Below are 15,749 nucleotides of genomic sequence, written 5' to 3'. Positions count from 1 at the left end.
GGCTCAACAAGAGCAAAGATAAAGACATCCGCTTTATTTTCGGGCGGAACTATGTTACATAGTCCTTTTCCCATGTTACAAACTCACCCTATTATGGCGGGAAGTATAGAAATTACCTCTTTTTTATTAGGCTATATATATTTTTTTGAATTATTTTTGTGCGCCTGAATCAATCTGAGATATTATATTATGATGAAACATACGCTTCTTACACTATTCATGTTCCTGTCTTTATTATGTCACGGACAATCATATAAATTCTTCACAACAGACAGGGAACTGTCCAGCAGTCTGATCAACAAGATATATCAGGACCGGAACGGTATGATCTGGATCGCCACCGAAGACGGACTGAACCGCTACGACGGAGCCAAATTCGTCATCTACAAGCATGATCCGGAAAACGAGCACTCTCTCTGCCACAACTACGTACGCGCCCTGTATGAAGACAGCAAGGGACGATTGTTCGTAGGAACCTATAATGGAATACAGTTATACGATCCCGCCACCGACAGCTTCAGCACACAGGCGCAATGGGAAGACGGAAAGACTTTTGACAGCAATATCATGTCCATTCTGGAGTGTAGGAACGGAGAAATATGGGTATCGGGAAACAACTTGTGTACCATAACCATCACACAGGGGAAACTGACTGCACACAAACTGGATTTACCTATCCCCACCCAAATGACAGACTACATGATAGAGGACAGACAACACAATCTTTGGGTAACACAGGGTGAGAATGGTATCTACCGCCTCTCTGCGGACAATAAAAGCAAGCACTTTCTGAAACAAGAGAAGGGAATGACCATTGTGGACCTCTATGAAGACAACTACGGAGACATCTACCTGGCAACCATAGGCAAAGGATTGCTGAAATATAACCAACCGGCAGAAGAGTTCATTCCTATCCTTTATAAAGGAAAACAAAACCTGCCTATCAAATCCATCTGCCAGATAAGCCAGAACGAGCTTTGTCTGGGCACGGACGGGAAAGGCGCCAAGATTTTCAACATCCCCAAACAGCTCATCACGGATTACCCTTTTGATAATAATTACCTCGACTCCGGTACCTCCAAAGTACACTCCGTCCTGAAAGACAATGCAGGAAACCTATGGATAGCCATTTACCAGAAAGGGGTTATGATGATTCCCGCACAGCCCAACAGTTTCAAGTACATAGGCTACAAATCAATAAACAAGAATATCATCGGCTCCAACTGTATCACCTCACTCTGCCGCGACCACGAAGGCATATTATGGATAGGTACTGACAACGACGGCATATACGGTATCACCACAGAACTGAAGCAAAGAGTCCATTATGCCCCACATGACAGCCCCTTTTCGGTTCCTTCCACCGTTTTCGGCTTGTATGAAGACTCTGAACGTAATCTGTGGTTCGGATCCTATACCAACGGACTAGGCAGACTGGATAAGAAAACAGGACAGTGCAGCTATCTGCAGAATCTGACAGACAAGCATGGAAACCGTATCCAACGCGTGTATGATCTGGTTGAAGACCAGGACAAACGACTCTGGATAGCCACCATGGGAGCCGGACTTTTCTATTATGACTTGAAGACAGGACAGTCTGTATATGATCCTAAATTCAATGCTGCCACCGAAAAATATAAATGGATAAGCTGTCTTCTGTATGCCGGTGACAACCACCTTTATGTAGGAACGTATGACGGAATAAGATGTATAGACCTGAGCACCGACGACTTCAAGACTGAAGAAATCCTGTCCAGACACATCATCCACTCCCTTTATGAAGACCCCCAAGGCAACATCTGGATAGGCAGTTCCGACGGACTGGCGGAATGGAATCCCCAAACCCGGCAACTAAAGACCTACACCACCGCCCACGGACTATCCAGTAACGCCGTATATGCCATCAAAGGAGACGGGCAGGACAACTTATGGATAAGCACCAATGCCGGAATGTCACGTTTTAATCTGAATACCCACACGTTCAGCAATTTCTATGCAGACGACGGTCTGCAAGGAAATGAATTCAGCAAAAACGCCTCTTTTGCCGACCACAACGGCATACTCTGGTTTGGAGGTACAAATGGAATTACCTATTTCAATCCTCAAGAGATTACGAATCCCGCAAAAAAATGGAACGTACGCATCATCGACTTCTATCTGCACGACCAGCCCATAAGGAAAGGAATGTTGTCGGGCGGAAAAGAAATCATAAACACCTCCGTCTTTGAGGCCCGGGATTTCCACTTGTCACATAACGACAACGCTTTCAGCATCGAGTTCTCTACCCGCGAACTAAATAATTCCGAACGTATCACGTATCTATATACCATAAACAACACCCCCTGGGTCAAGCTTCCCAAAGGAGTCAACCGAGTGTCATTCAGCGACCTTCCCCCCGGCGATTATCATTTCCGGATCAAAGCCGAAGATTATCTGCTGGAATCCGACACCGATGAAATCACCATTCACATCGCACCGGCATGGTGGGCATCGGGCTGGGCCATGCTGATCTATGCCTTATTGGCAGTAGCAGCCGTCTATGGCATCATCCTGCAAGTGAGACACCGTTACCGCATAAGGCAGGAAATGATGCAACATATCCATGCTGAACAGATAAACGAAGCCAAGCTACAGTTTTTCATCAACATCTCCCACGAGATACGTACTCCGATGTCACTCATCATCAGTCCTTTGCAAAAACTGATGACAAACGATACAGACCACGAACGGCAAAAGAACTACCGCATCATCTGGCGCAATTCCGAAAGAATCCTTCGGCTTGTAAACCAATTGATGGATATACGCAAGATAGACAAAGGGCAGATGTCACTCGTTTTCCGTGAAACCGAAATGACCGGATTCATTAATGATTTGTGTGAAACCTTTACAGAACAAGCGAACAAAAAACAAATTACTTTGCAGTTCCACCACGAGGGCGCCGACCACTTAAAGTTGTGGGTGGACCCGGTGAACTTCGACAAAATTATCCTGAACATCCTGTCCAATGCCTTCAAATTCACCCCCGAAGGAGGCAGTGTGGACATACGGCTACGCACCGGTAAGGACTCCACCCTGCCGAAACCATTACAACAGTATGCCGAAATCACCGTGACCGACAGCGGAATAGGAATCGCCCCCAAAGAAACAGAACACATATTCGAACGCTTTTACCAGATACGGAATAGCCAAAACAACTCAAACATAGGTACCGGTATCGGGCTGCACCTCACCCGCTCACTGGTGGAACTTCATCACGGAGACATCCGTGTAGAAAATAATCCGGACGGACAACCGGGATGCAGCTTTATCATCCGTATGCCTCTGGGATGCGCCCATCTGCGCAAAGAAGAAATGGAAGCCGACAAAGCTCCTCTCTTCCACACTCCGGCTCCGGTCCTTCCTATTCCTTATGAAACCGAGGAAGAAGAAAACGGAAAAACACGAACCAAAACGAAATACAAAGTACTGGTGGTAGAAGACGATGAAGATATACGCCGCTATATCTGCCGTGAACTGGCAAGCGATTACCATACCCTGGAAAGCTGCAACGGCAAGGAGGCACTGGAAAGCATCTTCAATAAAACCCCGGACCTGGTAATAAGTGATGTCATGATGCCCGAAATGGACGGACTTACCTTATGCCGCAAAATAAAGCAAAATGTGAACCTGAACCACATCCCGGTAATACTGCTCACCGCCAAGACACGGGAGGAAGACAATCTGGAAGGTCTGGAAACAGGAGCCGACGCCTACATGACCAAACCTTTCCATATGGAGATATTGAGGAAAACGGCCGCCAACCTGATCCGCAGTCGTGAACGGCTACGCAATACCTATACCGGACAACAGACCCAAGGAGATAAGGTACAACCAATAGAAGTACAGTCCCCCGATGACAAACTGATGGAACGAATCATGCGGGTCATCAACGAAAACCTGAGCAACCCGAACCTCACCGTGGAGATGATTACCACCGAGGTAGGCATCAGCCGCGTGCACTTGCACCGTAAACTGAAAGAACTGACCAACCAGACCACACGGGATTTTATCCGGAACATCCGACTGAAACAAGCGGCAGAACTGTTGTCGAAGAAACGGTACACCATAGCCGAAGTGGCGGATTTGACCGGATTCACCAATCCCAACAATTTCTCGACCGCTTTCAAGGATCTGTACGGAATGCCTCCCAGCATATACATGGAACAACATTTGAAACAGGATAAGAATAAGGAAGAGAACTGAAAATAATTTCCGGTTCTCTTTTCCACCAAGTACAGACCCAGTTTCCGCCGAATGCAAACTTTGCGGATACAATGGTATGAACAAATACACTTTTCCTACAAAACACTCTTACATATACCTATTTCACGAACCTTTCTTCAGTCCATTCAGCCGGCATAACTCACTATTACACAATGCATAAGGCTGACAGTAGTCCTTTCAGTCTGCTATCAGTCCTTTCAGCCGATGGAAAAATATTTCCCAAGCTCTTTCCTTACTTCAAAACATATCCGACAGGAACAGACAGACCCCATATCCACCAATCGCAAACTACAAGCAGCAACAAGCTGTACAAGTATCCTTTACCAGCCTGATGAATACCCTAATTCCTCTTGATAAATTTATCGTTTCACTAAGGTGATGAAATTGCATCACCTTAGTAAAGAATCCTCATCACTTAAGTGATAAAACTTACCCACCTAAGTGAAACAGTAAATTTATCAGAAGGAAGCCACATACTCATCAAACTGAAAACATATATTCTATGGGAAGATGATAACCTACCCAGCAGTCCATACTATAAAAAGACCGCCGCTTCTTCCATCAGAAACAGAAAGAAACGGCGGGTACTCTTAAAAAACAAAAAATCAATCTCTGTATCCCGGATTCTGATAAGCGTCTTTTTCCTCCTCTGTCATTTCCATGCCATCCAACTGTCCTTGTGGGATAGGACGGAGATAATGGAACGCTTCGATGGTACGGCTGTAAGTCTGCGGATTGTGATCACCCTTGCCTCCACAAATCACGTAACTGTCAGCATATTCATTCCATTTCTGAGTACGAACCAAGTCGAACCAACGATAACCTTCGCCATAGAACTCGCGGCTGCGTTCATCCAGAATATAGTTGATGTCAATGGTTGCCGGAGTGGCGGCTGTCATTTCAGCACTGAAATCACGATCCACTTCCTTGTACTCGGCATTGCTGTAAGTCCAGCGACCGGCACGGGCACGAAGCACGTTCACCAGGTCACGGGCAGACTTGCCGGCTTGTGTGGCAGCTCCTTCTACGGCAGCTTCGGCAGCAACCAGATAAAGTTCGGAGAATTTGGCGATGTTATACGGACGGGTACTTCCCGCATTGGGCTGTCCTGCTCCGGAGCCGTTGTCTGTACGATACGGGCCGAGTTTCCAAAGACCGGGATATACATAGCGGCCTACCGCATCCAGTCCCAATACCCAGTCGGCACGACCGGGCAACGTACCTGCTCCCAGATTGCTTTTAGAACCTTCTCCTGCATAGTCTATCTTATCCATATCCTGGAATACGAAAGAGAATATAGGTTCACGTTCTTTCACTTTCATTCCGTTGGCATTGGTCACCGATTCCCAGTTCTGTCCGGCTGTAGACCAGTTGCCGCGATAAACAGTAGTAAAAGTACCGTCGTAACGGGAGTCGTTCACCTTGTCGGCAAACGTCTTGGTAAACACACCCAACGGAGGAGCCATACGGGTCCAAGGGCGGCCATAACATTGCTCGGCAATACGGTTAATGACAGCCTGATTATCAGCCGAACGCGCGTCGGTATAGTTCCAGTTCATCATCCATCCGGCAAAGTTATCGGGAGCACCACCGCCACCGTAGCTCAGGCTGCCACCATTATAATACTCGTCTTCCTGCGTATGGTCTGCATAGAGCAGGATTTCCATGTTACGGTCATTGGGTCCGGCATTCACCATCCAAAAGCTTTCCTGCAAGCCGAAAGGACCGGGGTTCTCGATAGCAGTAACCGCCACATCGTATGCCTGCTGGAAGTACCATGCCGCATCGTGTCCGTCGGGGTCCGTACGCTGGCACTCGGGATAAGTAGGAATGTTATTCGGATTCTTCAGCCACCAGGCATAAGTCAGATAAGCCTTTGCCAAGTACAGGCGGGCAACGGTCTTGGTCACTCCACCCGTCACACGAGGATTAGCGGGCAAGTTCTCGATAGCGGTCAGCAAGTCGGGGAAGATGGCCTTGGTGTACACTTCGGGCACGGTATTGCGCACGGAGGTACGTGAAGGAGTGATATTGAACTTCAGTTCGCCGGAACCTAGGTCCAGAGGCACTCCGCCGAAGGTCTGCACCAACAGGAAATAATCGAACGCACGGAAGAAGCGGGCTTCGGAAACCAATGATTCATTGACTCCTACTTCGGCACCGTTCTCTATCACTCCGTTAGCGGTGTTGATGTTCGAGAAAGCGGTTCCCCACAAGGCGTCGGAACGGCAAGTCGTGGCAGTCAGGTTGCCTACTCCGGACAGGTCGGCATCCTTGAAGTTACCATCGGCACTCCATCCCCAGGTTGCCTCATCGGTTCCCGTCAGACAGGAATTATAATAATAAGCTTGTCCGTAAATATAGCGCAAGTGTGCATACATGGAGGTCACACCGCCTTCCACCCCCTTTTCTGTCTTAAAGAAAGTAGGATCATAACTGCTGCGCGGCTGCTCGTCCAGAATGTCTGAACAGGATGCTGTCAGGAACAAAGCCAGTGCGGCTGTTCCCAAAACTCTTATTTTTGAAAATATAGGTTTCATAGTCATGCTTTCATTTAGAATGTTAAGTTAATACCGAATAAATAGTTACGGGTGGACGGTGAGTTAGTACCTACTGTCAGGAATCGTTTCTGAATACCTTCTGTCACAGCTACATTCTCGTTACCGTAAGAGTTGGTTTCGGGATCCAGTCCGGTTTCTTTATGGAAAGGAGAACAGATGATGAACGGATTCTGTACGGACAGGTAAGCACGCAGGCTCTGTACGCCCATGCGGGTCAGCCAAGCCTGCTTCTCGAAGTTGTAGCCCAATGTGATGTTGCGCACTTTCCAGTAAGAAGAGTCAAAATAACCCAATGTGCTTCCGTATTTCGGATTGTCACCACTCTGGATACCACCCGGTTTCGGGTACTTGGCACCCTTGTTCTCCGGTGTCCAGTAGTCTACATCCACTTGTCCGCGACGACCGGTCAGCATATTCAGGTAACCGTTGCTGTGGTGCAGCGTACTGATCAGCTTGCCTCCGCAACGGAAGGCGGTGATAACGTTCAAGTCGAAGCCTTTATAGGCCACGCGAGTGCTGAAACCTCCTTGGAATTTAGGTTCCAAGCTGATAATCTGACGGTCTTCGGGACCAATGGCGCGAGTCGGCTTGCCGCTGGCATCACGATCACCGGTATATTTCACTTTGATCATACCTTCATTGCCACCCGGCTCCAGAATGTCCAAGTATTGGAAATCGGGATCATCACTGTTCCATAAGCCTACTTTTTCATAGTCGTAGATACAGTCGATGGGATGTCCTACAAACCAGTTGTTCGCTTTATCATCTTTGGAGCCCGAAGCCAGTTCGGTCAGTTTGTTACGGTTGGCAGACAGGTTGAGGCTTGCCTCCCATGTCCATCCGTTATGGTTGTCCAGAATCGTTCCGTTCAAGGTAAATTCAAAACCTTTGTTTTCCGTCTTTCCCACATTAGCCATATAGCTGCTTACTCCCGAAGTGGAAGGAAGGCTTACGCTTTGCAGTAAGTCGGTGGTTTTCTGAATGTAATACTCAAATGTACCGGACAGGCGTCCTCTCAGCAAGGTGAAGTCCAGACCGAAGTTCCATGTAGAAGAATATTCCCACCCCAATTCGGCATTAGGCAGTTCGGATACATAGTAACCGGTGACATAGCCGGTAGGACCGAAGTTATAAGGACGGGTTGCCAAGCGTCCCCAGGTCTTGTAAGGATCAACAGCCTGGTTGGAGGTCTGTCCGTAACCTACACGCAGTTTCAGGATATCTATCCAGTCCACCTCGTCCATAAACTCTTCCTGACGAATGTTCCATCCTGCCGATACGGCGGGATAAGTGTGCCATTGGTGTCCCTTTGCCAAACGTGAAGAAGCGTCGGCACGTACAGTCGCCATCAACATATAGCGATTGTCGTAAGTGTACATCACACGGCCCATCCAAGACATCAGACCGCTCTTCTGATAGTTCCAGTTGTCGGGGTTCACCGTAATGGTGCCTTCCGCACGCCCGATGTTGTAGAATTGGAAATATTCGGCAGGAATATCCCGTCCGGCAACGTCCGAACGTGTATAGACAGTCTGTTCGGCAGAGTACATACCGACAACGTTCAGCTGGTGTTTTCCGAAAGTACGGTCGTAAGTCAGCAGGTTCTCCACAGTCCAGTTGGTTGTTTCCGAGTGGTTCAGCGAAGCGGTAGACGGAGTGTCGGCCGTAGTGCTGTTGATGCCTTCGCCGGTGAACGATCCACCTTTAGTAGAACGATAGTTCAAACCCAGGTTGACACGGTATTTCAAACCTTCCACCCACGGGCATTTCACTTCGGCAAACAGGTTGTTGTACGTACCGAAGCCTTCGGTCTTGCTCAGCCAACTGTCTTCCAATTCTTCCACAACGCCTCTGGTCAATACAAATGACTCATCCTGACTGTTGTATTTCACGGTACGTTTCAATGTGCCGTCCGCATTATAGGGGTTAGCGATAGGAGACATGGCAAGCACACCATACAGTCCGATATTGGAACCTTTAGTGACGTTATAGTTGGTATTGTTCACCAGTCCGAAGCGGAAATATTTTCCCACACCCTGATCGAAAGAACCACGCAGAGAGTAACGGGTATAGTTCTGAGTAGGAATGACACCCTGATCCTTATAGTAAGCCGCGCCAAAGCTGTAGCCTCCACCGTTGGTACCACCGGACACGCTGACATCGTGGCTGTTTACATAACCGTCTCGGAACATCAAGTCCTGCCAGTCAGTATCCACATCGTCCGACTCGTCCACCGAATTCTCGAACTTGCCTGCCAGTTTACGCATTTCGGCAAACTTGCTGCCGTTCATCATGGGATATTTGGAGAATACTTTCTTCATACCTGCATACCCATTGTAAGTAAACCGGGCGGGACTACCCTGTGCACCTTTGTGTGTAGTGATCAGGATAACACCATTGGCACCGCGCGAACCGTAGATAGCAGTAGAGGATGCATCCTTCAAGATATCCATGCTCTTGATATCTCCGGGATTGATATCGGACAAATTACCCATAAAGGGGATTCCGTCTAATACTACCAACGGGTCGTTACTGGCGTTCAACGAACGGGTACCACGAATACGAATCTGCATGGAAGCGCCCGGTGCGGAAGAAGTCTGAGCCATATCCACACCTGCCACGCGGTTCTGCAAAGCGTATGTAATATTGGTGGCAGGCATCTCACGCAGCTTCTCTCCGCCTACCGATGCAATAGATCCGGTCACGTCACTCTTGCGGGCGCTACCGTAACCAATCACCACCACTTCTTCCAAAGCTTTGGAATCTTCCTTCAATGTAATCTTTAAAGAACTCTTTCCCGCTACCGGGATTTCCTCGTTCTTGTAACCGACAAAACTCACCACCAACACGGCGTTTTTCGATACATTCAATGCAAAGTTACCATCAAAATCGGTAATCGTACCGTTGGTAGTGCCTTTTTCCAAGACACTGGCTCCGATGATGGCTTCACCACTTGTGTCCTTTACTACACCTTTTACCATCACGCTCTGTGCAAATGCCCACAGAGGAATGAGACAGGACAGAAGCATCAGCCCCACCGGCCTAAAATTCATAGCATTTTTCATTAATACATTAATTTAAGTTATACAAAAAATCAAATAGTCATTTATTTTAAGGTGGCATACATGCCTATCGTTGTTCCGGTAAAGCCTCCGGCAGTGGCCGTTGACAGATACCCGGCGTCCACGTTCCTGCACAACACGTTCCACACACCTTCCTGGCGAGCATAGTAGAAATCATAATGTGTTCCGCGCGAAACCACCTTCAGGTCGGTAAGCACTCCTCCGTCGTCCAAGCGAACGGAAGCCAGCATCTTACTTTCCCCATCGCCTATCTGCCTGAGGGAAATACATTCACCTTGGTCATCCCTGCCTACAGCCAGGAAATATTGATGCTTTTCGTCCTTGAACAACAATATGCCCGCTTGCTCCGCCTTGCTCTGCGGACAGAACAACATACGCGTGCTGCATTCGAACTTATGATGCTGCAACCGGCGGCATATAAAAGCCGGCACCTTCTTTTCGGAAGCACTGACTGAATCACATTTCAAAGTGAGATAACCCGGAGTCTGGGAAAGCGAGTAAAGTCCGGTAGCAGGAGCACGCAAAGTCATCCATTCCATACCCAATGTTTGTCCGTCGAAACCGTCATTCATTTCAAAGTTTCCGAAGGTGGCAGATTCGTCACGCTTCACTCCTTCGCGGCGGACAATGACTGGCACCAGATCATCCCCCTGCGTCATATAGGGGAAACCATCCTCACTCCACTTGACGGGCATCATAAAAGTCTCACGTCCTAAATTCTCGAACGTGTTGTTTATGGGACGGCAAGCCAGAAAGACTGCCCACCAATCCCCTTCCCGGGTTTGAACCAAGTCGGCATGTCCGGCGCACGTCACCGGATTGGGACGCTCCGCATCCAGCTGACGCTGGGTCAGAATAGGGTTGTTCTTCCACGGTATGAATTTGCCCGTCGGAGAATCACCACGGAAAATTACTTCCGAATGCCATCCGGCTGTTCCACCCTCGGCAGACATCAGGAAGTAGTTCCCGTTTATTTTATAAAGGTGCGGACCTTCAATCCAGATGGGCTTGTCCTCCGGACGAGCTCCCTTGTTCACCAGAATCTTGCGCGGCCCCACCGTCTTGTCCGCATTCACATCAAATTCCTGCACACGGATGGTACGATGTCCACTGTATTCGGGCTTGTTGTCCGGCGCGTCATCATTATTGACAAGGTAGGCCTTCCCATCTTCATCGAAAAAGAAAGAGGGATCAATGCCTGTCACTTCGGGCAACATAATAGGATCAGACCATTCGCCAAAAGGATCTTGTGTCTTCACAAAGAAGTTTCCGGCCCCTACATTGGTAGTAACCATATAATAAGTCTTGTTATGCGGGTTGTAGGATATGGCCGGAGCAAAAATTCCTCCGTTTACGTGTTGCCCCTCCATGTTGACTAATTGAGAAGGACGATTCAAGATATGCCCTACCTGCTTCCAGTTCACCAAGTCTTTGCTGTGGAAAAGAGGCACACCCGGATAATAAGTAAAGGTGGAAACAGCCAGAAAATAATCGCCTTCGCCATTGGTGCAAATGCTGGGATCGGAATACCATCCCGGCAGAATGGGATTATAAAAATAATCATCTCCCGGAAGCGGATTGGAAATATAGACATCATCCTCACCTTTATAATTAAAGTAATCGAAAAGAGCGACAGACTTTCCTACAACTGGCAAATCATTTCCTTTCTTGATCGAACTACATGAGGTAAAGGAGGAGCCCAACACCCCTAAAGCGATCAGCACGCCCGACCATCTTTTCAGCTTTTGTTTTTGTTTCATTGTCTTTCTAGTATTATAATTGACCAATTCCTTTACGGATTTCAGACGCAAATATAGAAAGTGTCGCCGAATATAAATTCTCTGCATGATACACGCATCTTTCGTAGAGTTACATCTTGCTTCAAACGTGTTACATGAATCTTTATTTGCGTTACAATACATACATAACATACTATATTACAACAAATTATAATTACGCCACCAGATACTGTAATTGAAGAACACGGATATAAAAAGACCGTTTGTAAGTCCCGGACGACGAACGGAATCTCTGCAAACGGTCTGTTTGGACAATACCCGGCAAAGCAACCGGTCCAATCTGTCCGGATGATGTATCACTGATTTATTTTTAGACAGATTCTATGGTCTTTATTTTCCCTTCCGCATCGTACTCCAATTCGCACACCTTCAGGCTGCGCAACCAAGTGGTTCCCCCCGAAGGGACACAATCGTGGTGAAACAGATACCATTTTCCTTTGTATTCTACAATGGCATGATGAGTAGTCCAACCTACCACAGGCTGCAAAATAACCCCTTGATAAGTGAACGGACCATACGGATTATCTCCTGTGGCATAGCAAAGCAGATGAGTGTCTCCCGTAGAATAAGAAAAATAATATTTCCCGTTATACTTGTGCATCCATGAAGCCTCGAAAAAGCGGCGCGCATTGTCACCGGCAGTCAACGGATATCCGTGTTCATCCAGAATAACCAAAGGCCGCGGCTCTTCGGCAAACTGAAGCATATCGTCCGAAAGTTTCACCACACGTGAAGGCAAAGCCGGTTCACCATCAGCCGGAAAAGCCGCACACTCCAATGCCTTGTTGTTGCGATAACGCTGAAGCTGCCCGCCCCATAAACCGCCGAAATACATATAATAGTTCCCATTACCATCATCAAATACCGCCGGATCTATACTGTAGCTTCCACGCATGGGATCGGGCTGGGGAATGAACGGCCCTTCGGGGCAATCGCTCACCGCCACGCCGATACGGAAGATGTCGTTCCGGTCTTTCAATGGAAAATACATATAATAGTTCCCGTTTTTACGAGCCACATCACAATCCCACAACTGACGCCCGGCCCAAGGGATATCCGAAACTTTCAGTACGACTCCGTGATCGGTCACTGTTCCGTTCATCACATCTTCTGTAGAAAAGACATGATAGTCACACATGTCAAAATGATCACCATTGTCATTCTCCTCCACTCCGCTCTCGCGGTCATGAGAAGGATAAATGTAAAGCTTTCCGTCAAAAACATGTACGGCAGGATCTGCCATATAGTCTCCAGGCACCAAGTATCTGAATTTCTTTTCCATATCGTTACGTTATTAAATGTTCTGTTTTCCAATCAGTTCTTCCACAAAAGGTTTCGGCCGGCAATCACGGTCGAACAATAAAGGATAATCCACACGTCCGGGCACAGGGAAATTATTCTTCCATGAGTCACCGTCCGTCACCCCCCACGCCGTCACACGGGTAATGATATTCGAATGTTTCAGGAAAAGACCGAAAAATTCCTTCATCCGGTTATTCCATGCCACAGACACAGAGTCGGGCAAACCGTCGGGATAGGGATTCAGGGATTGTTTATAAGACACCGTGTCCGAAATATTGGCTCCCATCCGTGTCGTGGGCAATGCACTCATATCCCATTCGGTTACCATCACCTTTACTCCGGCAGCTGCAAATGCCAGTATACTGGCTTCAAATTCGGACACTGACGGATAATCCATTCCCATGTGTCCCTGCATACCTACCGCGTCGATGCGCAGTCCACGGTCTTTCAGCATCTTTACCAATTCGACTACTTTGTCACGCTTAGCCTTCCCGTCCATGCCATAATCATTATAGTAAAGTTCGGCTTCCGGATCTACCTCATGAGCATACTGAAAAATAAGCGGGATGTACTCTTCGCCTAATATCTCGTAAAAAGGAGATTTACGCCAGGAGCCGTCCGATTCAATGGCTTCATTCAACACATCCCAGCCCTTTATACGCCCTTTATAGTGCGTCACAATAGTCTGGATATGTTTTTTTATACGCTCCTTCAAGATGTCGGCACTTACTGTTTTTCCTTGTTCGTCCACACAGAACCAAGGTGCCAGCTGTGAATGCCAGATAAGGCAATGCCCGATAACAGCCATATCGTTCTCCTCGCCAAAACGAACCAACCGGTCCGCTTCCGTAAAATCAAAATGGTCTTCCTCCGGATGAATCACTTCGCATTTCATGCAATTCTCGGCCACAATGGAATTAAAATGACGTTTTACCACTTTCGAGGCGCAAGTATCCTGACCTGCTGCCTGACGTACATTCAACGCTACCCCCATCAGAAACTTGCCCGAAGCTGCTTCCTTCAGCGAAGGATCCGGCTGCATACCGGCCTTCCGGTCATTGCCGCAAGCGGCCATTAATCCGGCAATGGCAGCCAATAATGTTACATATCTTATTTTCATATTACAAAGTTTTTAAGGTAAATAACTTGTTTTTTTTCATTAATAACCGGCCTTACTGCGACGGTCAGCAAGTTCCGCCTGCATCTGTTCGTTGTATTTTTTTGTAATAGGATAGAAGCATAAGGCAGCTACTCCCATTCCAAATATCATAGCCGGAATCAGACTGGAGGAAAGTACAATCCCCCTTATAGCCGTACCGCTTTGCTCTGCCCCGATACCGGACACATACCCAAATCCTGAAAGCAGAAACCCCAGGATGGCCCCACCGATACCCAGCCCGGCCTTCAAGGCAAAAACTACACCAGCAAACACAAAGCCTGTGGCGCGACGGTAATTTTTATATTCTGAATAGTCGGCTACATCCGCAATCATCGCCCACAACAAAGGTACAGTCGGCGCGTATGCCAAACTCTTCAGGAAATTCAGTACAAACATCGTTTCCACATCCGCTTTTCCCGGGAAATAGAACAAAGCTGTAAAAATGGCCGTAAGTGAGAGGCAAACGATAAAAACGCGTTTCTTACCATAACGATTTGCCAAAAAGCCGGACAAAAGAATCACCCCAAAGAACTGGACAAGTGCTCCCAACATATTAAACACTCCAAATCCTACCTCGTATGCCTTATCGGAAGAATTGACTACCAGCCCGAAAGCATTCAACACAGCATACCCCGCGCTGCCATCCGTTTCCATTGCCACCAGTCCCAGACGGTCAAGAAAGGCATACAATGCTCCGGCATCCACATAATTCTCAAAATAATAGTTCATGGCACTACCCCACATGGCAAGCGTAATAAAAATGAAAAGCGTAAGTATGAACATAGCCCGCCAAGGAACGCTTCCAAACACATCCTTTATATCCTGACGCGTATCTGTCTTTTGACTGGCAGGCGGCTCTATGCGCTCACGAGTTGAAAAGAAAGTAATGACCAGAAAAACGAACCCGATACAAGCGAACAAAGAGATGGTACATAACCAGCCATGCGCTTTGTCTCCACCATCCGAAAACTTGCTTACCAAAGGGAGCGTAAGTCCCTGCACCACAAACTGGGCAATGGTAGCCGCCACAAAACGAATGGAAGTGATACTGGTACGTTCCTTTATATCACCGGACATCACTCCGCCCAAAGAAGCATACGGCGTATTGTTAAAAGAATAAAGGCTCATCAGCAAGGTATAAGACAGCGTAGCATACAATGCTACCAGCCCTTTATCTTCAATGCCCGGATTATAGAAAGCCAACACATAGAAAACCATGAAAGGCAACGCAGTCCAAAGCACCCACGGACGATATTTCCCGAAACGTGTCTTGGTGCGGTCACTCAATAACCCCACTGTAGGATCGACAAAGGCATCCGTGATACGCGCCACCAACATCACCGTACCGGCAATGGCACCTTCCAGACCGAATATGTCCGTATAAAACTTTGTCTGATAAATCATCATCATCTGGAAGACCAGATTAGCCGAGCAATCCCCCAGGCTGTAACCGATTTTCTCGGCCATCGAAACTTTTTGACTTTGTGTATTCATGGTTATTACATTAAAATATCTTCCATAAAAAGTAATTCCATCCATTGGCTGGAATTACTTTATGCCTATTGAAAACAAAAATGAGCTA

Annotated in this window: 7 protein-coding genes; 1 reads left to right on the top strand and 6 read right to left on the bottom strand. The window is 47.5% G+C overall.

The window, feature by feature from the left end; genetic code table 11:
- Nucleotides 1-189: 189 nt before the first annotated feature.
- Nucleotides 190-4,242, top strand: a complete 4,053-nt coding sequence (locus tag AB5935_RS00695) for a two-component regulator propeller domain-containing protein (protein ID WP_038610664.1) — start codon at nucleotides 190-192, stop codon at nucleotides 4,240-4,242.
- A 626-nt stretch (nucleotides 4,243-4,868) separates the two neighbouring features.
- Here the strand turns inward: AB5935_RS00695 and AB5935_RS00690 are convergent.
- The 6 genes from AB5935_RS00690 to AB5935_RS00665 form a co-directional block, all read right to left on the bottom strand.
- Complete coding sequence (locus tag AB5935_RS00690; protein WP_007839858.1) at nucleotides 4,869-6,803, bottom strand: RagB/SusD family nutrient uptake outer membrane protein; 1,935 nt, start codon at nucleotides 6,801-6,803, stop codon at nucleotides 4,869-4,871.
- 14 nt (nucleotides 6,804-6,817) lie between these two features.
- On the bottom strand, nucleotides 6,818-9,889 hold the full coding sequence (locus AB5935_RS00685) for a SusC/RagA family TonB-linked outer membrane protein (protein ID WP_007839857.1): 3,072 nt from the start codon (nucleotides 9,887-9,889) through the stop codon (nucleotides 6,818-6,820).
- Nucleotides 9,890-9,930: 41 nt separating this feature from the next.
- The gene (locus tag AB5935_RS00680; protein WP_038610666.1) at nucleotides 9,931-11,667 is read right to left on the bottom strand and encodes a glycoside hydrolase family 43 protein; all 1,737 of its coding nucleotides are present in this window, start codon (nucleotides 11,665-11,667) and stop codon (nucleotides 9,931-9,933) included.
- A 349-nt stretch (nucleotides 11,668-12,016) separates the two neighbouring features.
- Nucleotides 12,017-12,988, bottom strand: a complete 972-nt coding sequence (locus AB5935_RS00675; RefSeq protein ID WP_007839855.1) for a glycoside hydrolase family 43 protein — start codon at nucleotides 12,986-12,988, stop codon at nucleotides 12,017-12,019.
- Nucleotides 12,989-13,000: 12 nt separating this feature from the next.
- Entirely contained in the window at nucleotides 13,001-14,128 is a 1,128-nt protein-coding gene (locus tag AB5935_RS00670; protein ID WP_007846152.1) for an endo-1,4-beta-xylanase, read from the bottom strand.
- 39 nt (nucleotides 14,129-14,167) lie between these two features.
- Nucleotides 14,168-15,661 (bottom strand): MFS transporter, encoded by a 1,494-nt coding sequence (locus tag AB5935_RS00665; protein WP_008672108.1) that lies wholly within the window; start codon nucleotides 15,659-15,661, stop codon nucleotides 14,168-14,170.
- Between the last annotated feature and the right edge of the window lie 88 nt (nucleotides 15,662-15,749).

This window comes from Phocaeicola sp. RTP21198st1_B8_RTP21198_201120, assembly GCF_040929485.1.
GTDB classification, from domain to species: domain Bacteria; phylum Bacteroidota; class Bacteroidia; order Bacteroidales; family Bacteroidaceae; genus Phocaeicola; species Phocaeicola dorei.
This window is presented reverse-complemented; position numbering and strand designations above follow the sequence as displayed.